The 17437-nt window shown below is 58.8% G+C and carries 17 protein-coding genes and 1 tRNA gene; 6 read left to right on the plus strand and 12 right to left on the minus strand.

The genetic code is table 11. The features are described from left to right. Window positions 1-40 precede the first annotated feature (40 nt). The gene (locus QSJ36_RS04960) at window positions 41-664 is read right to left on the minus strand and encodes a peroxiredoxin (protein WP_022396296.1); all 624 of its coding nucleotides are present in this window, start codon (window positions 662-664) and stop codon (window positions 41-43) included. A gap of 135 nt (window positions 665-799) precedes the next feature. Here QSJ36_RS04960 and QSJ36_RS04965 point away from each other — a divergent pair, with 135 nt between their 5' ends. The 3 genes from QSJ36_RS04965 to QSJ36_RS04975 all read left to right on the plus strand — a co-directional run bounded on the left by QSJ36_RS04965 (window position 800) and on the right by QSJ36_RS04975 (window position 4411). Then, a complete protein-coding gene (locus QSJ36_RS04965; RefSeq protein WP_180971681.1) occupies window positions 800-2509 on the plus strand; it encodes a sodium:calcium symporter in 1710 nt (569 codons plus the stop codon). 103 nt (window positions 2510-2612) lie between these two features. Beyond that, window positions 2613-4172 carry a hypothetical protein gene (locus QSJ36_RS04970; RefSeq protein ID WP_285467445.1) on the plus strand — a complete coding sequence of 520 codons (1560 nt, stop codon included), beginning with the start codon at window positions 2613-2615 and terminating at the stop codon, window positions 4170-4172. 14 nt (window positions 4173-4186) lie between these two features. Further along, window positions 4187-4411, plus strand: coding sequence for a translation initiation factor IF-1 (locus QSJ36_RS04975; protein ID WP_022396293.1), 225 nt, complete (start codon window positions 4187-4189; stop codon window positions 4409-4411). A gap of 195 nt (window positions 4412-4606) precedes the next feature. On the opposite strand, the gene QSJ36_RS04980 is transcribed toward QSJ36_RS04975, so the two are convergent. The 8 genes from QSJ36_RS04980 to QSJ36_RS05015 form a co-directional block, all read right to left on the minus strand. Further along, a complete protein-coding gene (locus QSJ36_RS04980; RefSeq protein WP_285467446.1) occupies window positions 4607-5680 on the minus strand; it encodes an acyltransferase family protein in 1074 nt (357 codons plus the stop codon). 30 nt (window positions 5681-5710) lie between these two features. Continuing rightward, window positions 5711-6319: a recombination mediator RecR gene (gene recR, locus QSJ36_RS04985; RefSeq protein WP_022396291.1), complete on the minus strand. Its 609-nt coding sequence runs from the start codon at window positions 6317-6319 to the stop codon at window positions 5711-5713. After that, entirely contained in the window at window positions 6312-6761 is a 450-nt protein-coding gene (locus QSJ36_RS04990) for a hypothetical protein (RefSeq protein ID WP_022396290.1), read from the minus strand. Before QSJ36_RS04990 ends, recR begins: the two co-directional genes overlap by 8 nt. A gap of 87 nt (window positions 6762-6848) precedes the next feature. Next, a complete protein-coding gene (fabF, locus tag QSJ36_RS04995) occupies window positions 6849-8096 on the minus strand; it encodes a beta-ketoacyl-ACP synthase II (RefSeq protein ID WP_285467449.1) in 1248 nt (415 codons plus the stop codon). 64 nt (window positions 8097-8160) lie between these two features. Next, a complete protein-coding gene (locus QSJ36_RS05000) occupies window positions 8161-9870 on the minus strand; it encodes a GDSL-type esterase/lipase family protein (protein ID WP_285467451.1) in 1710 nt (569 codons plus the stop codon). 129 nt (window positions 9871-9999) lie between these two features. Next, on the minus strand, window positions 10000-10515 hold the full coding sequence (locus QSJ36_RS05005; RefSeq protein WP_022396287.1) for a peptide-methionine (R)-S-oxide reductase: 516 nt from the start codon (window positions 10513-10515) through the stop codon (window positions 10000-10002). 111 nt (window positions 10516-10626) lie between these two features. After that, window positions 10627-11706 carry a DNA polymerase IV gene (gene dinB, locus QSJ36_RS05010; protein ID WP_285467452.1) on the minus strand — a complete coding sequence of 360 codons (1080 nt, stop codon included), beginning with the start codon at window positions 11704-11706 and terminating at the stop codon, window positions 10627-10629. A 56-nt stretch (window positions 11707-11762) separates the two neighbouring features. After that, on the minus strand, window positions 11763-12143 hold the full coding sequence (locus tag QSJ36_RS05015) for a hypothetical protein (RefSeq protein ID WP_285467453.1): 381 nt from the start codon (window positions 12141-12143) through the stop codon (window positions 11763-11765). On the opposite strand from QSJ36_RS05015, the gene QSJ36_RS05020 reads away from it, so the two are divergent. Next, a complete protein-coding gene (locus QSJ36_RS05020) occupies window positions 12142-12678 on the plus strand; it encodes a hypothetical protein (RefSeq protein WP_285467454.1) in 537 nt (178 codons plus the stop codon). The two genes, QSJ36_RS05015 and QSJ36_RS05020, sit on opposite strands and share 2 nt — an antisense overlap. Before the next feature lie 71 nt (window positions 12679-12749). Here QSJ36_RS05020 and QSJ36_RS05025 read toward each other — a convergent pair whose 3' ends face one another. Continuing rightward, window positions 12750-13703 (minus strand): bifunctional helix-turn-helix transcriptional regulator/GNAT family N-acetyltransferase, encoded by a 954-nt coding sequence (locus QSJ36_RS05025; protein ID WP_345783927.1) that lies wholly within the window; start codon window positions 13701-13703, stop codon window positions 12750-12752. A 165-nt stretch (window positions 13704-13868) separates the two neighbouring features. Here QSJ36_RS05025 and QSJ36_RS05030 point away from each other — a divergent pair, with 165 nt between their 5' ends. Both QSJ36_RS05030 and QSJ36_RS05035 read left to right on the plus strand, forming a co-directional pair. Beyond that, a complete protein-coding gene (locus tag QSJ36_RS05030) occupies window positions 13869-15341 on the plus strand; it encodes an AlkA N-terminal domain-containing protein (protein ID WP_285467457.1) in 1473 nt (490 codons plus the stop codon). 15 nt (window positions 15342-15356) lie between these two features. Next, complete coding sequence (locus QSJ36_RS05035) at window positions 15357-15896, plus strand: methylated-DNA--[protein]-cysteine S-methyltransferase (protein WP_345783928.1); 540 nt, start codon at window positions 15357-15359, stop codon at window positions 15894-15896. A gap of 191 nt (window positions 15897-16087) precedes the next feature. Here QSJ36_RS05035 and QSJ36_RS05040 read toward each other — a convergent pair. Next, a tRNA-Arg gene (locus QSJ36_RS05040) sits at window positions 16088-16162 on the minus strand. 159 nt (window positions 16163-16321) lie between these two features. Continuing rightward, window positions 16322-17434 carry an ABC transporter permease gene (locus QSJ36_RS05045; protein WP_022396281.1) on the minus strand — a complete coding sequence of 371 codons (1113 nt, stop codon included), beginning with the start codon at window positions 17432-17434 and terminating at the stop codon, window positions 16322-16324. Window positions 17435-17437: the final 3 nt, after the last annotated feature.

Raw genomic sequence — 17437 nt, forward strand, 5'->3', positions numbered from 1 at the left:
CCCGGAAAAGGGAACGGCCTTGAAATATTGCCGGGGCAGCTTACTTGCTGAGGTAGGAGGCCACGCCTTCGTGGGACGGGGTCATGGCCGCTTCACCCTTGTGCCAGCCAAGGGGGCAGACTTCTCCGTACAGTTCGAAGTGCTGGAGGGCGTCTACCACGCGGATGGCTTCATCAATGGAGCGTCCCAGCGGGAAGTCGTTGATGAGCTGGTGGCGGACGATGCCGTCCTTGTCGATCAGGAAGAGGCCGCGGTAGGCGATCAGTTCCCCGTTGACTTCCACGTTGCCGTCTTCGTCAATTTCCTCGTCTCCGGCCAGAACGCCGTAGTCGGCGGAAATGGTCTTGTTGATGTCGGAAACGATGGGGTAGCTCACGCCCTGGATGCCGCCCTGGTCACGGGGGGTGTTCACCCAGGCCCAGTGGGAGAATTCGCTGTCCGTGGAGCAGCCTACGACGGCTACGTCACGCTTGTCGAATTCGCCCAGGGCTTCCTGGAAGCCGATCAATTCAGTGGGGCACACAAACGTGAAGTCCTTCGGGTAGAAGAACAGGATCACGTACTTTTTACCCTTGAACTGGTCAAGACTGAAATCCGGTACGATGGTACCGTTTACAACTGCGTTTGCACTGAAATGAGGTGCCGGTTTTCCTATGAGGAGCATGGTCGGTTTTTTGGTTTGGTTCTAAAAGAATGATTCCAAAAAACGAACGAAAGTCAAGTGGCAATGATGCCTTCTCTGTGGCAAAAGGGCCTGTTTTCTCTTGAAAATGAAGCTTTTTTTGTCAGTATTGCCTGCATGTCATCCTCAAAGGCGCAACAAGACGAGTGGTCCGGCAAAATTGGCGTGATTCTTGCTGTGGCCGGAAGCGCCGTGGGGCTGGGCAACTTTCTGCGTTTTCCGGGGCTGGCGGCCCAGTACGGCGGGGGCGCCTTCATGGTGGCGTACGGTCTCATGCTGGTGCTGGTGGGCGTGCCCGTGGCATGGGCGGAGTGGTCCATCGGGCGGCGCGGCGGCCAGATGGGAGCCCACTGCGCCCCCGGCGTATTCTGGTACCTGACCAAGGGGTCCAGGCTGTGGAAGTTCCTGGGGGTGCTCGCGGTTCTGGGCCCTTCCTCCGTGGCCTTTTACTACATGGTGGTGGAGGCGTGGTGCTGCGGCTATTTCTGGAAGATGCTGACCCAGCCGGAGGTATTTGCCACGGCTGAGGGAACGGCGCAGACCTTTTTCAGTTTCACGGGGATGTACGGGGACGGGAGCGCCCTGCTGTCCGACAACGGGCTGCTCTGGATCGTCGGCGGGGTCATCCTGCTGAACCTGGGAATCATTTACCGGGGCATCAGCAAGGGAATCGAGATGTTTTCACGCTGGTTCATGCCGATACTCCTGCTGATTTCCCTGGTGCTGCTGGTGCGCATTTTGTGCATCGGCACGCCGGACCCATCCTATCCGGACCGCAGCATTGAGCAGGGGCTGGGGTATATGTGGAATCCCAGCAAGGTGCTGGTGGAGGAGCAGGACCGGGACAGCGGGGAGTGGAAGACGGTTTCCATGGTGTCCGCCTCCCACCGGGGGGCCATGGATGAAGCCGTGCGGCAGGTGGAAATGTCCGGCGGAACCCGCAGGCTGACCGAGGTGACGTTGTGGGACGGTTTGAAAAACATTGAACTTTGGATAGCGGCGGCCGGGCAGGTGTTCCTGAGCCTTTCCGTAGGGACGGGGCTGATCCTGACTTATGCGAGCTACGTCAGGAAGAAGGAGGACATCGCATTGAGCGGCCTTTCCGCGGCCGCCTCCAACGAGGTGTGCGAGGTGGGCATTGCCGGCATGATGACGGTGCCTGCCGCCGTGGCGTTCCTGGGGGTGGCCGGAGCCGCCGGGCAGGGAACTTTTGCGCTGGGGTTCATGGTGCTTCCGCAGGCCTTTGCCAAGATGGGCTCCAGCGTGATCTTCGGCAGCCTGTTTTTCCTGCTCCTGACCGTGGCGGCGGTTACCAGCTCCATTTCCATGATGCAGGTGGGCCTGTCCTTTATTGAAGAATTCATGGGGTTGAAACGCAAGATGGCCGTGGTGGTGCAGGGTTTTTTCACGGCCACGGGCACGCTGATCGTCGCCTGGTACAGCGGCAACCTGCTGGCGATGGATACGTATGATTTCTTCCTGGGCACCCTGTGTTTCTTTGTAAGCGCCATGGTGATGATGATTCTGTTTTCCTGGAAGCTGGGAGTGGACCGGGGGCTGATGGATCTGGAAGACGGTTCCGTCATCCGCATTCCCAGAATCTACCGCTTTATCATGAAGTTCGTGACGCCCACGCTGCTGCTGGCGATTTTCCTGACCTGGCTGGCCCAGAACATCTGGGTGAAGCAGGCCGCCCCCATTGAAGCGCTGGGACGCGGGGAGCATGGCGCGGTTATTCCGATGGGCTTTCTGGCGGCCTACACCCTGTTCCTGCTCTTTATCACCATGGCGTCCGGAAGGCACAAGGTGTACCACGGCCCGCGGTAGGCGGGGGAAAACCGGCGCGGATGTCCGTTTATCCGTGGCTTGCAGCAGCCGGAGGTCCAATCCGGAGGCTTGACCGCCGCCGGATTTGATATAGTCTGTTACCATGTCCAGAATGAGGAGGATACGCAGGAAAAAGCCCCGTGCCGGAGGCATTTGGAAAAAGCTGCTGCTGTGGGGCGTGCTGGGGGCTCTGGTGCTGGCTGTGGCGGCGGTAGCCGGCTCCTACCTGTATGTCAGGTCCTATTTGAAGAGTGACGATTTTTTAACCATGCTGGGGCAGTCCGCCGTTGACGACATGAATGTGGATGCCGCCAGGATAGCCCCGCTGGACTGGGACGGTTCCGGCATCCGGTGCGACGGCGTGACGATGGAGGGGCATGAGTTCTTAACCTCCCTCCAGGCAAAAAACATTGAAACGGAGTTCAGCCGCTGGGATTTGCTGAAGCGCGCCTTTGTGATTACCTCCGTGAATATTGCGGAGCTGAAGCTTCAACTGGCCCCGGCGCCCTTCCGTTTCCGGGAAAAGGAAGAGGGACCCAGGAGCTGGGTGGAAAAGAATATCCTGCCGGATATGTTCCGCCTGGAAAAGGGGAGCATTGATTCCCTGTCCGTCTCCTACGGTGTTCCCGGCAAGCTGTATGCCCTGAACGGAACCCGTGTGGAGAGTACCCATGATGCCGGGTCCAGCCAGTACAAGTTTGACGTGCAGGGGGGCAGGCTGCTCCTTCCCTTCAAGGGCTGTCCGGAGTTTTCCCTGATGTCCGGCACGGCGCAGTTCAACCATTCCAGCAGGCGGGTGAACGTTCCCTCCTGCCGCCTGACCACGGATGCCGGCGGCTATGTGGACATCAAGGGGGACTGGGACGGCCTTTCCTCCTCCTGGACGGCGAATATGGTGGTGAACAGCGTTCCCGCCTCTTCCATCCTGGAAAATGACTGGAAGAAGCATGTCCAGGGCAGTGTGAGCGGCGGGGTGGACCTGCGCGGCGGCCGGGACGGCGTGACGCATGTGGCCGGGCTGGTAAGATTGCAGGACGGGATGCTGACCGGGCTTCCCGTCCTGGACAGGCTGGCCCTTTTCTGCGGTTCTTCCAGATTCCGCCAGCTCCCCCTGCACAAGGCGTCCGCCCAGTTCCGCTATAAGGAAGCCGCCTGGCATGTCTCCGACATTCTGGTGGAGAGCGAAAATCTGGTGAGGGTGGAAGGCTGGCTGGAAATCGGAAAAGAAGGCGAGCTTAACGGAAGGTTGCAGGTGGGCCTGCGGTCCGACGGCCTGTGGAGCGCCCTGCCGGGCTTTTCCGACGTGTTTTCCGCTTCCCGCCAGGGAGCCGGAGGCAATCTGGTGTGGGCCAATGTGAACATTGGCGGCACGCTGGACAACCCGTCGGAAGACTTGTCCGCGCGGCTTATCAAGGCGGCGGGAGACCGCCTGACGGAGATCGGCATGGGCAAGGTGGCGGAAGTGGCTGACGTCGCGTCGCGCCTGCTGAACAAGGGGGCCGGGGAAGGCAGGGGGAAGGATGGCACGGAAAAGGGTAACGGGGGGTTCAGGATTCCGGCCGCAGACCAGGTTCCCGCTCCCGTCATGCCCCAGCTTCAGGACGCCGCGGAGAAGGGGCTCAAGACCGGGAGCGACCTGATGAACGGATTGATGAATTTGTAACCTGATTTTTCCAGATGAAACTTTATCCCTACCAGACGGTGCAGGCAGTGGCCGTTATTGCGGAGCGCATCGCGGATACGGCTTTCCGCGCCACCCTGCCGAACGGCAAGACTACTGTGGCTTTTGTGGAGAAAAAGAACGCTCCGTTAAGAGATGTGCTCAAGCCGGGCGACCGGGTGAACGTGACGATTTGCCCGGCGGATTTTGACCGCGCCCGCGTGGACGGCCTGGCGGAATGACGGGGGATTGAGGTTGAAACGGCATATTTCAAGCTGTTTTCATTCCCCTCCTCATATTTGGGAACGTGGACTTTTTGGCACACGGCGGGGGTACGTTTGTGCAGATCCATTTTATTTGCGGGATGGATTCTGCCATGCGGGCTCCGTGGCCCCTTCCTCCGGATTTTTATTCTGTTTTTAGCCGTTATGGCATTTTCATGTGGAAAGGCATATCCATTTTCCCACCGTTTTAAAGCGTCTGAGGATGTTGAATACAAAGACTGAAACAGCAAAGACAAGAACTGGTTCAAAGAATTTCAGGATGGAGTGCAGCGTGCTGTTTTCAATGCTGGCGGGTATGCTGTGATAGAATAGCATAATGCCTATGGGGTGGAAGACATAGACGAAAAAGACGGAAGGCGCCAGGCTGGATAGTTTAGTAGCCGTTCCCGGAGATAGCCGGGTGCAGGCTATGGCGCATACCATGGGGAAAATGACCATGAAGATGTTTTGGACGGATATCAATATGAGGGCGGCATGCTGGCTGTCTCCGGCATCCTGCATGGCGTATTTGCCTACTGCGGCGCACAGCAGCATTACCAGCGTCAAGAATGAAACAAGGGCAAGGTGCTCGCAAATCCATGCGTGAAGACGGATGATGCGCTTCCTGCGCGCGCAAAAAATACCAAGCAGGAACCAGGACATGCCGTACGCTCCCTGTGCTTTAAATAAAAAGGGGATGCCATCTAAACCCGCATGGTAAATTAATTCGGGGGCAGCCCCCAGAATTTGGAAAATGACGGTAAATAACAACAGTGCCGCATCATTCAATTTACTTAACAGAGGGCTGACAAGGCTTAACAGCAGCAGTTCCCTCAAGAACCACAGTATTCCGTAGGCGGGGAAGGTGTTGAAGATATTACAGCCGAAAACGGCAACCATGTTGGCATAGATGGCATGAAGATTGAATTTGAAGTAGATCAACGCTCCAATCAGGCACCAGAGAAGATAAGGAATGAACAGTTTGAGAAAACGGCTGTAATTGAGCGCCTTTTTACTGTCCTGCTTAATAAACAAGGCTGAAATGAAAAAGAAAACGAAGACGGACCAAGCGCCTATTATATTATCGCTGAAATAGTTCCATACATTGGCATGGGATGCTATAATACACAGCATGGTGAGTACCCGGCAGATGTCAATCCAGACAATACGCCCGTGAGATTTAATCTGCTGTGTATTAATGAATTGGTTGTCAGCGATGTTGCTACATGCGTGACTGATTGTTTTCAAAGGGAGTCCGGGTTTGTTTTTAGAGCGTTTTCAAAGGGCCGTCCTGCCTTCCAGCGCTTTCATCAGCGTCAGCGTGTCCGCATGGCTGAGGCCGGCGCCGGCGGGCAGGCCCTGGGCGGGGCGGGAAATCTTGCAGTCCAGTTCTTTGAGCAGGTGGTGGAGGTAGGTGGCCGTGGCTTCCCCCTCCACGTCGGACCCCGTTGCCAGAATGACTTCACAGCCCGGCTGCCGGGTGACGCGTTCCACCAGGGACTGGATATTGAGGTCTTCCGGCTCCACGTCGTCCAGCGGGGAGAGCTTGCCGCCCAGGCAATGGTACAGCCCGCGGTAGGCGCTGCTGCGCTCAATGGGAATGACGTCCGTGGCCTGTTCCACCACGCAGATGAGGCGGCTGTCCCGTTCTTCATCCCGGCAGGCGGCGCAGGGTTCTCCGGCGGTGCTGAAAAAGCCGCAGACGGGGCACGGCGTGACGTGTTCCGCCGCCTGGCCGATGGTGCGGGCAATCGCCTCCGCTTCCCCCATGTGCCCCTGGAGCATCCACAAGGCCATGCGTTCCGCACCGCGGGTGCCGATGCCCGGAAGCTGTTTGAGGGCGGTTACCAGTTCAAGCACGGGAAGGGGATAGTCCAGATTATTCATGAGTGGGGGGAGGTTCGGAATGATGCGGGCCGGGTGACGGCTGGGGCCACAGGATGGCGAGCGCACCCGCGCTCCCCGCGGAGAGCAGGCACGGAACGGCGTTGAAGAAGATGCCCCACAGCCCCAGCACCGGGGTAAAGCAGGCCAGCAGAAGAAGGAAGGCGGCCAGAACGGCCGTTTTACGGAGTGTTCCGCGGATCAGGATCAGGTCGTAAACCAGGGCCAGCGTCAGCGCAATGCACAGCAGGAAGCCCATGCCGGGGGAGAGGGCCGGAGCATCTGCAGCCAGCAGAAACGGAGCGGAGGCCATGGCTCCCTTCAGGGCTTGCGCCCAGGCGGGGGTGACGCCCAGGGAATACAGCACCACGATCAGGATGATCCCCGCTACGGAGAACAGGGCCCACCGCATGAGCAGAATGTCCTGGTGCGTTTTGGAAGGCATGGCTGTGAAATGAAGAAGGCGGAAGCGCGATGGCTGCGGTGGACACAAACATCAGCGCTTCCGCCGGGAAGGGGTTTCCTGAAAGGGTCAGGCGAATCTCTTCACGATGACGGAGGAGTTATGCCCCCCGAAACCGAAGGAGTTGCTCAGGACGGCGTCCACTCTGGCCTCGCGGGCCTTGTTGGGCACGCAATCCAGGTCGCATTCCGGATCCTGGTTGTCCACGTTGATGGTGGGCGGGATGATGTTTTCCTGCATGGCCATGAGGCAGGCTGCCAGTTCCACGCCGCCGGCGGCGCCCAGCAGGTGGCCGGTCATGGATTTGGTGGAGCTGATGAGCAGCCCGTTTTTGGCGTGGTCGCCAAAGACGGCCTTGATGGCCTTGATTTCGCAGATGTCCCCCAGCGGGGTGGAGGTGCCGTGCGTGTTGATGTAGTCAATGTCCTCCGGCTTCATGCCTGCGTGTTCCAGGGCCATCTGCATGCAGCGGGCGGCGCCGCGGCCTTCCGGGTCCGGAGCGGTGAGGTGGTGGGCGTCTGCGGAGATGCCGTAGCCGACGAGTTCCCCGTAAATCTTGGCGCCGCGTTTCTGGGCATGTTCCAGCGTTTCCAGAATGACGACGCCGGAGCCTTCGCCCATGACGAAGCCGTCGCGGTCCACATCATACGGGCGGGAGGCGCGCTGGGGTTCTTCATTGCGGGAGCTGAGGGCTTTCATGTTGCTGAATCCGGAGACGCCCGTAGGCAGGATGGTGGCTTCCGCGCCGCCGCAGACCATGACGTCCGCATCGCCGAATTTCATGATGCGCCAGGCTTCCCCGATGTTGTGGTTGGAGGTGGCGCAGGCCGTGACGATGGACATGTTCGGGCCGCCGAATCCGTATTCCATGGAGATGAGGCCGGAGGCGATGTTGCTGATCATGTACGGGATCATGAAGGGGGACACGCGGGCCGGCCCCTTGGAAAGAAGCGTGGCGTGCTGGCTTTCCAGCGTGCCGAGACCGCCGATGCCGCTGCCCACCATGACGCCTATGCGGGTTTTGTCCTCCGCTTCCAGATCCATTCCGGAGTCCTTGAGAGCCATTCCGGCGGCGCCCATGGCAAAGTGCGTGAAGCGGTCCACGCGGCGGGCGTCCTTGGGCGTCTTGAAATACGGGGTGGGATCGAAATCCTTGACTTCACCGGCGATTTTCGTGGAGTAGTCGGTGACATCCATGGACTTGATGGTGTCAATGCCGCTGCGGCCAGCCTTCATGGCTTCCCAGGTGGATGCAAGATCATTGCCCAAGGGGCTGATCACTCCGATGCCGGTGATAACAATTCTGCGGTCGGTCATAATAAGTGTGAGTGGTTGCAAATAATGCTTGAGTCAGAATAGGCGACATTACAGGAAAGTCAAGCTAATCCCCCCCGTTCCCCAGTGCGGGGCGAACGGGGAATGCGGAAGGGGCTTTCCTGCTGGGGGACAAGGGCTTTCCGGATACGGGCGTTCCCTGTTCCGCCGCGGCGGAGCCGGTCCCGCGAACGGATTTCAGGATAAATTCCACAATGGGAGCCGGGTCCGGCAGGCTGTGGGGATGGTGGCCTGCTCCCGGTTTATGGATCACCCGGATGCTGCCGCCCATGGCGCGGTATTTCCGTTCCACTACAGCCATGTTCTCCTCCAGGGGCACCACGTTGTCCGCGTCCCCCACCACGGCGAGCACCGGAATGCGCGCGTTGGCGAGCGGCGCCAGCCTGTTGACGGGGCTCAGCTTTCCGCTCAGGGCTTCCTGTTCCGTAGCGCCGTAAACGTCCAGCAGGCGGAGCCAGTCTTCCGGGGAGCCTGTTCCCTTCCCCCTGCCGCCGGGCCAGCTCGCCACGTCGCAAACGGGGGCGTCCGCATAAATGGCGGCCACCCGGCCGGGATGCAGGGCCGCCCAGTTGAAGGAAAAGAGGCCTCCGCGGCTGAACCCTTCCAGCACCGTTTTTGGGGAAAGGCGGTAGTCCCGGACCAATGTTTCATAAAACCGGTCCATGATGTCCATGGCTGCGTGCGCGCCGTACATGTTCTGCACGTCCACGTAAGCCACATGAAACCCTTCCTTGAGCAGGGCTATGTCCGCCTGCGGCTCGTTCCCGAAGAATTCCTGCCGCCAGATCCACGGCCTGTTTTCCGCCGGGGTTTTGGGGAGAACGAGGGTGGCGTTCCTGCCCGCTACCTTGAAGTGAAGGGATGGGAAGCCGTGCCAGTCCGAGACGGCCACTCCCTCCCGGATGCAGGGAAGAACGGAAACCGGAACCCCCTTCGGGATGCCGGGGCGGCGGTGGCCCGTTTCCGTCAGCCACGCCAGCTTGTACAGGTTGTGGCGCTCCAGGGCTTTCCTGAACTCGTCCCCTTCCGGAAAACGGACGCGGGCGGGCACGCGGAGGATGGAGGCGAGGGGAGGCCAAATGGCCCTGGCAATCATGAAGTGGCCCTCCTGCCCGGGATGGACGCCGTCCCCGGCGTAAATGAAGCGGGGATTCCTTTTCTTCGCTTCCCGGATTTGGCGGCCCAGCTCCGGGCGCATGTCCACAACCTTCCAGCCGTCCTTTTTACGGCTGGCGAGCCATGCGGCATAAGTGTCCAGCACCTGGTTGTAACGGGCCGCATCCTTTTCCGGGGTATCCGCCATATAGGGAGGCGGCGTGATGGCGATGAATTGGGCCCCGGCGTCTTCCACTCTTTTTTTCAGCCGTTCCATGCCTTGTTGATAGGCCTGGAAGCCTGATTCGGAAAAGGGCTGCATCATGCCGTCGTTCATCCCATAGCAGGCAATGACGAGGGTGGGCGCGTATTTGGAGAGAATGGAATCCAGGCGGTCATGAAGGCACGGGCGGGGGAAGGCGCCCCCGGCGTGGCCCGGTTCCGACAGGCCGGAGACCGTTTCACTGGGGAGCGCCATGCTGACGATTTCCGCGTGCCGGTAGGCCGGAGCCTGCCGCAGGGCCGCTTCCACCAGGGCAGGCCATTGTCCGGAATAGGGGATGCTGTCCCCCAAAATGGCGATTCTGGGCTCCCCGCCCATGGCGTGCGCCAGGAAAAGGGCCAGCAGGACCGGGATGATGCGCAGGGTGGTCATTCTCATGATACCACATTACGCAGGCGCGGGAATGAATGTTTCAGAGGCGCGTTTCTTCCGGAAAATAGAATTTTTCCGGAGCTTTTATCCGGTTCCCGGCTTTTCCGTCCGGTCCTTTTTTCCGTGCCGTGCGCGTCAATGGGGGCTGTTCGCCATGGCCGGCTGCGGCGCAGCCTGGAATTCCAGGGAAAGGGAATTGACGCAGTAGCGCGTGTTCTTCGGCGTCAGGCGTTCTCCGGTGAAGATGTGCCCCAGATGGGCTCCGCACCGCGCGCATGTGATCTCCGTGCGCCGCCCTTGGCCTGCGTTGATGCTTCTGACGGCGTCCGGCAGGGAATCGTCAAAGCAGGGCCAGCCGCATCCGGCGTCGAATTTGTCTTCCGACCGGAACAGGGCTTCCCCGCACTTGCGGCAGCCATAGGTGCCTTGTTCAAAGAAGCTGACGAACTGCCCGGAAAAGGGCGGTTCCGTTCCCTGGTGCTCGATGATGCGCTTTTCCGTTTCCGTGAGGGGACGGCGCGTTCGGGATGGGCCGGGATCAGGCACGCCCTGGGAGGCGGGAATTCCGCCGTCCACAGCCATGACGCCTGCCACCCCTTCCGCAATCGTTCCTATCCATGATGCCCAGTGTCTACGTTCTTCCTGATTCATACGTACCTATGACCAGGTTGGAGCGGATTTCGCTCATTCATACACCAATATCTTGTGGATAAGGTTGATTTTAAGGGGAGAATACTAAAAATATGGGAGTCTGTGGGAGGATTAGTACTCTAAATCCAGCCAAAGCTGCTCCCAGATTCCTTGCCGCTGTTCTTCCTGGGGGTGGGAGATGGACAGCCCCAGAAGGCGGAACGTGCGGTCCCCGGAATCCAGGTCTTCCATCAAAGTCCGGGCCAGGGGCAGGATGTCCTCCTTCTCCGTCAGGGAATCCGGAACGGTCATGCAGCGGGACTTCTGGACGAAGTCCGGGAATTTAACCTTCAGGGTAAGCGTGTTGCCCCGGAAGCCGGAGCGCGCCAGGCGCCCCGTGAGCTCTTCCACCAGCAGGGGAAGGTGTTGTTCCAGGGCCTCCGCCCTGGTGACGTCTGCCCGGTAGGTTTCTTCACAGCCCACGGATTTGCGGATGCGGGAAGGTTCCACGGGGCGGTCGTCCATGCCGCGGGCGAAGTTGTAGAAGATCCCCCCTATCTTGCCGAAATGGCGGAGCAGGAAATCCAGGCTGCGTTCCCGGAGCTGCGCCCCGTTGGTGATGGAGAGGGCGCGCATGCGTTCGGCGGTGGCGTGGCCGACGCCCCAGAAGGCCTCAATGGGGAGCCGCGCGATGAATTCCTCCGCGCGGGAGGGATGAATGGTGAACAGTCCGTCCGGCTTGCGGTAGTCGGAAGCGATTTTTGCCAGGAATTTATTGTAGGAAACGCCAGCGGAAGCCGTCAGATGAAGTTCCTGCCTGATTTCCCTCTTGATGCGCCGTGCAATGTCGACGGCCAGCGGAATGCCCGGCTTGTTTTCCGTGACGTCCAGAAAAGCTTCATCCAGGGAAAGGGGTTCCACCAGGTCCGTGTAACGGTGGAAGATGGAGCGTATCTGCGCTGAAACGGATTTGTACACGTCCATGCGGTTGCGGGTGAAAATCAGCTTGGGACAAAGCTTCATCGCCTTCATGGAAGGCATGGCGGAACGCACGCCGAAGCGGCGCGCCTCATAGCTGGCCGCCGCCACCACGCCGCGCATCTCCGGTCTTCCTACGGCGATGGGCTTGCCGCGGTACTCGGGATGGTCGCGCTGTTCGATGGATGCGTAAAAGGCATCCATGTCCACATGGATGATTTTTCTCTGTTTCATGGGTACGCTTCATGATCCCGGTTAAAGCGGAAATCATGAGGAAAGGAGCGGCCGCATCATAACGCGATTTGCCTGCCAAGTCCAGTTGGACAGGGTAAAGAAAGGCTTGAAAATGAAAGAAAGGGAGGTTTTTGGAAAAGGCGGCGATTTTGAATGAAACGGTTTGGAGGAAGGTGGTTGAGCACCGGAATTTCCAGAGGAAAATGGAGCGCCGTCAGACTAATAGGGAAAGTATCTCTTTCTCCGGTCGCGCCGTGCTGAAAGGAACTTCTCTTCTTCCTAGTCCGGAGATTCGTTTTTTTGCCGGGAACCCGATAAAAGAGGGAGTGGCTGCGCTTGATAAGGAAGCGGAAAAATGAAGGGAACGGGCTGGAGGGAAAAACAGCAGGCAGTTTCCCCTCTGCACGGAGGAAACGGCCTTGTTGGCGTTGGGGCATGGAAAAGGCGAAGGACGCGGACGCCTTTGCCTTTTCCCTTGATGGCAGTGCGACTTTCGCCATCGTCCGGAACAAGGGAGATTTTTTAAAAAAGATCAGAGGCTCTGGCTGCCCACATTTTTTTCTTGATCACGGGGTATTTGAGGCGAAGGTGTTATGTTCATGGCATGAAGGAACGGCATGCTCCGGATTTTTTCCTAAGAAAAAAACTGCCGGGCACGGAACCAGTTGGAGAAATGGTGACTTCATGATAAAAACCGAACATCAGGAAACGGCGATGAAGAGGTATTTTTCCGGAGAGGAGATTGAAATAGGCGACCATATCACCACGGACGGGGGCGAGGATCATAACGTGATTCTGAAAATCATCGATTGTCCCGCAGTCAGGGACGATTATGGCCTTGATTGTTTTGGCGCCCTGATGTCCAGCTCTCAAACCGGGGGTATCATCTTCGTGTCTTTTGATGAAATTTGTTCACCAGATACCAGGCTGCTTCACCGGAAAACGAGTGATGACCATTTGACGGCGATATGAGGGGCATGAATTTCTTGGCCGGAGGAAAGGATAGTGGCCCTTCCTCCGGAACGGGCCGGGATGGCGGCGCATTACTGGAGCGCCAGTTCCATCTGGATATCCACCCTTTCATAGGAGGGGCGGTAAATCTCCACTTCCCTGAATCCCGCCTTCCTGTATAGCTGGATGGCCGGGCGGAGCAGGGTATTGCTTTCCAGAAAGATTTTTTTGCAGCCCAGTTCTTTCGCCTTGGCGATGACGGTCCGGCACAGCAGCATGCCGATGCCTTTGCCCTGCGCGCTGGGGCTGACGGCAAGTTTGGCCAGTTCATACTGATGTACGGGGTCATCCTTCCTGCACAGGGCGCATACGCCGACAGGCTCTTCCCTGTAAAGCGCCACGAAGATGTGGCCGCCCTTGTCCAGAATGTGCTCCTGCGGGTGGTCCAGCGCGTGATGGTCCGGTTCTTCCATCCGCCAGTGCGCCGTAATCCATTCTTCATTGAGGGTCTTGAAAGCGGCCTGGTGGCGGGGTTCGTAGGGAACGATGGAGACGTCCCTGCCTTCCCGTTCCTTTTTTGCTTCCTTCACCCGTTCCAGCAGCGTTTTTTCCGCCAGCAGGCCTTCCCATTCTTCAATGGCGCGCCACAGATCGTTCCGGGTTTGGCGGGAAATTTGCTCCACGGCGGCTTCCACGTCGGGATATTGTTCCGCCATGATATCGGACATTTTCTTTCCCTTGGCGGACAGCATGACGAGGTTTCTCCGTCCGTCCGTTTTATCCTTCTTTTCTTTCACCAGCCCCCTGGCGCCCATCTCCTTGACAATGTTGCTGACAGACGGGTGTGAATGCCCTATTTCCCTGGCAATGGAGGTGATGGTCTTGGCCTCTCCCCGGGACAGGACAAAGAAGACGGGAAACCATTTGGGGCGGATGTCCACGCCGTACATCCGGAAGATCAGGGCGGCGTCATTCGTTATTTTATCCGTCAGCATCCGCAGTCTGCTTCCAATGGCCATTTTGCCTGTCTGGTTGAAGAAATCCATATTCCCGTCTCTTTTTGTATTGTTAAAAACGTAACTGATTACGTAATTGGTTATATGATTATTTCCCAATGTCAAAATAATTTTTTTGGATGCATGTCCGAAAATGGCGGGAATCATGTCCGCGGTTTGCTATAATGGGCCTCAACCGTAGAGTTTGCCAAAACCATGAAAGGAAATGAAAAGGCCTGGTATGCCGCGTTTAAATCCAAGGATGCCCGTTTTGACGGCCATTTCTTCGTGGGGGTGGCGTCTACGGGCATTTATTGCCGCCCCGTATGCCGGGCAAAGCTGCCCAGGGCCGGGAACTGCACCTATTATGCCACGGCGGCTGAAGCGGAACGGGCCGGGTTCCGGCCTTGCCTGCAATGCCGCCCGGAGCTGGCGCCCGGAACCGCCCCGGTGGATGCCGCCGCTTCCCTGGCGCGCCGGGCGGCCAGTTTCCTGGAGGAGAATTGCGGAGACATGGAAAGCCTGGAAGAGCTTGCCGCCCACCTGGGCTGCACCGGACGGCATTTGCGCCGGGCTTTTGCCGCAGAGTTCAATGTTCCCCCCATCCAGTACTTGCAGACTCTCCGGCTGCTGCTGGCGAAGAATCTCCTGACAAGCACGAGGCTTTCTGTTCTTGACGTTGCCATGAGCGCGGGGTTCGGCAGTTTGCGGCGATTCAATGAATTATTCAAAAAAGAATACAGGCTTTCCCCGGCGGCATTGCGGAAGCTGGGGAAGGGGGGAAAAGAGGAGGACGGTTCCGGAATAACGCTGACGCTGCCTTACCGCCCTCCCTACCAGTGGGAGAAGCTGCTTGAGTTCCTCGCGCTGCGGGCCATTCCCGGCGTGGAGGCCGTACGCGGAGGGGAGTATGGCCGCACCGTGCGTCTTGCAACCAGAAGGGGGAAAGATGTTTATGGCTGGATACGGGTGGGCCATTGCCCCGTGAAAAATGCGCTGGTGGTGGAGATCGCGAGGTCTCTGCTTCCCGCCTTGTCCCAGGTGCTTGCAAGGGTGCGGCATTTATTTGACTTGTACTGTGACCCTGCCACGGTGGATGAAACGCTGGCTGCCATGAACGGCCTGTCTCCGGGGCTGTATGTTCCGGGAACCCGTTTGCCCGGCTGCTTTGATCCTTACGAGCTGGCGGTACGGGCAGCGCTGGGACGGCAAATTTCCATGAAAGCCGCGAATGCTCTGGCGGGGAGGCTTGCGCGGAGCCATGGCGAGCCCGTGCGGACGGGGATGGAGGGGCTGACGCATGCGTTTCCTGCGCCGGGGAAGATTCTTTCCCTGAGCGGCCCGGGAAGCGCCGGATGGGGCATTTCCGGAATGACCGCGTCCAAGGGCAGGGCAGTTGTCGAGCTGGCGCGCGCGTTTGAAGAAGGGAGCATTGATTTCAGTTTCCGGGCCGATCCTGATGCGGAAATGAAAAAGCTGACGGGGCTCCCAGGCATCGGAACATGGATGGCGCAATATATCGCCATGCGGGCCTTTGGATGGACGGATGCCTTTCCTTCAACCGATCCCGGCATTAGAAAAGCGCTCGTCCCGCGCACGCAAAAGGAAATTCTTGCTCTGGCAGAAGGCTGGAGGCCGTGGCGCGGCTATGCCGCAGTCAATTTATGGAATTCACTGAAACAACACTGAAACGATAGAAAGATGATGTATTACTTAACACACTATTCGTCACCCCTTGGGCCGCTCACGCTGGCGAGTGATGGGGAACATCTTGCAGGCTTGTGGCTGGAGGGCCAGAAGTATTTTGGAGGTACCGTCAGCGGGAACATGGAGGAAAGGGACGGCCTGCCGGTATTTGCCGCGGCAAAAGACTGGCTGGACAGATATTTTGCGGGCGGCAAGCCTCCGATAGCCGAATTGCCGCTGGCCCCCGTGGGGGGAGAGTTCCGCCAGGCCGTATGGAAGATTCTCTGCGATATTCCCTACGGAGAAGTTACCACTTACGGAGAGATTGCCCGGAAGATGGCTGCGCGCGGGAATAGAAGGAGCATGTCTGCTCAAGCAGTAGGAGGAGCAGTGGAGCATAACCCCATTTCCATCATCATCCCGTGCCACCGGGTGGTGGGCACAGGCGGGAGCCTGACGGGCTATGCTGGCGGAATTGCCGCGAAAATCAGTCTTCTGAAGCTTGAGGGAGCGGACATGTCCCGCCTTTTCATGCCGAAGAAAGGGACCGCCCTTTAAGTGGGCGGGGAATGTCCTGCGGTTGATGTTTCCGGGAGGCCGGCAAGATGTGGTGCGGAATAACCTGCACAGGCGGAACGTTGCCGCCAGACGGTGCGGAGGGGTAATCAAACGCCGTTCCGATGTCTTGCGATTTCAATCAAACAAAAACCGCAGGCACTGATAAACAGCAGCTTGCGGTATGAAAAGTCTGGTAGGCCCGGTAGGAATCGAACCTACATCGTCGGTACCGGAAACCGATGTCCTATCCATTGAACGACGAGCCCATGTTCCCAAGGAACGAGAGAGATAGAATAGAAAAAACGGGCCGGATGCAAGTATTTTTATACGGGTGACGGGATTGGCGTGATGAAAATATTAAAGACCAAAGACTAATGGCAAAAGGGCGCCAGAATGTTCCGGGCTCGGGAGAGCAGAGTTTTCCGTCAGGAGATTTTATGGTGGAAGGAGAAGATGGCTGCCAGAACGGCCACCACCGTAACAGTCATGATGGCCGCAAAGAGGGGCCAGAGGTCCAGGAATCCGGCCCCTTCCAGAAAGATGCGCTGGATGAGCTCCAGGCCGTACCTCATGGGGTTGAGCAGGGTGAGGTCCTGGAAGATTTCCGGCATGCTGGAGATGGGCGTGGCAAAGCCGGAGAGCATGACCATGGGCACCAGCAGCAGGAAGGTTCCCACAATGGCCTGCTGGAGGGACTGGGCAAAGGAGGAGATGCACAGCCCGATGGCCGCCGCCGTGACGATGAAGAGCAGGAGCGCGGCGGAGAGCAGCCAGACGGACCCCTGGAAGGGGATGCGGAACCAGAACATGGCTACCAGCACCACGAAGACGGCCTGCATGATTCCGGTGATGACGGAGGCAATCCCCTTGCCGAGCAGGATTTCTCCGGGGGTGTACGGGGCGACCAGGAGCTGGTCGAAGGTGCCTTCCTCCCGTTCCCGGGCGATGGAGAGCGCGCCGGAGAGGATGGAGTTGATCAGCACGAGCACGGCAATGAGGCCGGGGACGATGAACCAGCGGGTGATGAGGTTGGGGTTGAACCAGGCGCGGGATTCTATTTCCACCGGGGAGGAGCCGCCGCTTTTGGCCAGCAGGTCCGCCCCGTAGGCGGAGGCGATTTGCTGGCCGTAGCTGAGGGCGATGGCCGCCGTGTTCGTGTTGCGTCCGTCCGCAATGAGCTGGAGGGAGGCGGGGCGCCCGGTCTGGAGGTTGCGGGAGAAGTCCGGGGGGATGGTGAGCCCCACGACGATTTCCCGGTTGTCGATCATGCGGTCGATGTCTTTTTCCGTGGCCGCCGTGGCCTGCCGCCGGAAGATGCCCGTGCCTTCCAGGTCCGCGATGTACTGGGCGGCCGTTTCTCCCCCGTCCTTGTCCAGCACGGCGTACGGCACGCGGGTGACGTTCATGGTGGCGGCATAGCCGAAGATGGCTATCTGGAGGATGGGCGGGATGATGAGGGCCATCCGGCTTTTTTTGTCCCTGAGCACGGCCAGCAGTTCCTTTTTGACGAGGGAGGCTATTCTGACGAGGAAGTCCATGGC

The sequence above is a fragment of the Akkermansia sp. NBRC 115031 genome (assembly GCF_030268505.1).
Classification (GTDB): domain Bacteria; phylum Verrucomicrobiota; class Verrucomicrobiia; order Verrucomicrobiales; family Akkermansiaceae; genus Akkermansia; species Akkermansia massiliensis.

What these genes read in the sequence shown, in the direction of transcription:
- QSJ36_RS04960 (WP_022396296.1), bottom strand. Translation starts at nt 664, where the DNA reads ATGCTCCTCATAGGAAAACCGGCACCTCATTTCAGTGCAAACGCAGTT.
- QSJ36_RS04965 (WP_180971681.1), top strand. Translation starts at nt 800, where the DNA reads ATGTCATCCTCAAAGGCGCAACAAGACGAGTGGTCCGGCAAAATTGGC.
- QSJ36_RS04970 (WP_285467445.1), top strand. Translation starts at nt 2,613, where the DNA reads ATGTCCAGAATGAGGAGGATACGCAGGAAAAAGCCCCGTGCCGGAGGC.
- QSJ36_RS04975 (WP_022396293.1), top strand. Translation starts at nt 4,187, where the DNA reads ATGAAACTTTATCCCTACCAGACGGTGCAGGCAGTGGCCGTTATTGCG.
- recR (WP_022396291.1), bottom strand. Translation starts at nt 6,319, where the DNA reads ATGAATAATCTGGACTATCCCCTTCCCGTGCTTGAACTGGTAACCGCC.
- QSJ36_RS04990 (WP_022396290.1), bottom strand. Translation starts at nt 6,761, where the DNA reads ATGCCTTCCAAAACGCACCAGGACATTCTGCTCATGCGGTGGGCCCTG.
- fabF (WP_285467449.1), bottom strand. Translation starts at nt 8,096, where the DNA reads ATGACCGACCGCAGAATTGTTATCACCGGCATCGGAGTGATCAGCCCC.
- QSJ36_RS05000 (WP_285467451.1), bottom strand. Translation starts at nt 9,870, where the DNA reads ATGAGAATGACCACCCTGCGCATCATCCCGGTCCTGCTGGCCCTTTTC.
- QSJ36_RS05005 (WP_022396287.1), bottom strand. Translation starts at nt 10,515, where the DNA reads ATGAATCAGGAAGAACGTAGACACTGGGCATCATGGATAGGAACGATT.
- dinB (WP_285467452.1), bottom strand. Translation starts at nt 11,706, where the DNA reads ATGAAACAGAGAAAAATCATCCATGTGGACATGGATGCCTTTTACGCA.
- QSJ36_RS05020 (WP_285467454.1), top strand. Translation starts at nt 12,142, where the DNA reads ATGGAAAAGGCGAAGGACGCGGACGCCTTTGCCTTTTCCCTTGATGGC.
- QSJ36_RS05015 (WP_285467453.1), bottom strand. Translation starts at nt 12,143, where the DNA reads ATGCCCCAACGCCAACAAGGCCGTTTCCTCCGTGCAGAGGGGAAACTG.
- QSJ36_RS05025 (WP_345783927.1), bottom strand. Translation starts at nt 13,703, where the DNA reads ATGGATTTCTTCAACCAGACAGGCAAAATGGCCATTGGAAGCAGACTG.
- QSJ36_RS05030 (WP_285467457.1), top strand. Translation starts at nt 13,869, where the DNA reads ATGAAAGGAAATGAAAAGGCCTGGTATGCCGCGTTTAAATCCAAGGAT.
- QSJ36_RS05035 (WP_345783928.1), top strand. Translation starts at nt 15,357, where the DNA reads ATGTATTACTTAACACACTATTCGTCACCCCTTGGGCCGCTCACGCTG.
- QSJ36_RS05045 (WP_022396281.1), bottom strand. Translation starts at nt 17,434, where the DNA reads ATGGACTTCCTCGTCAGAATAGCCTCCCTCGTCAAAAAGGAACTGCTG.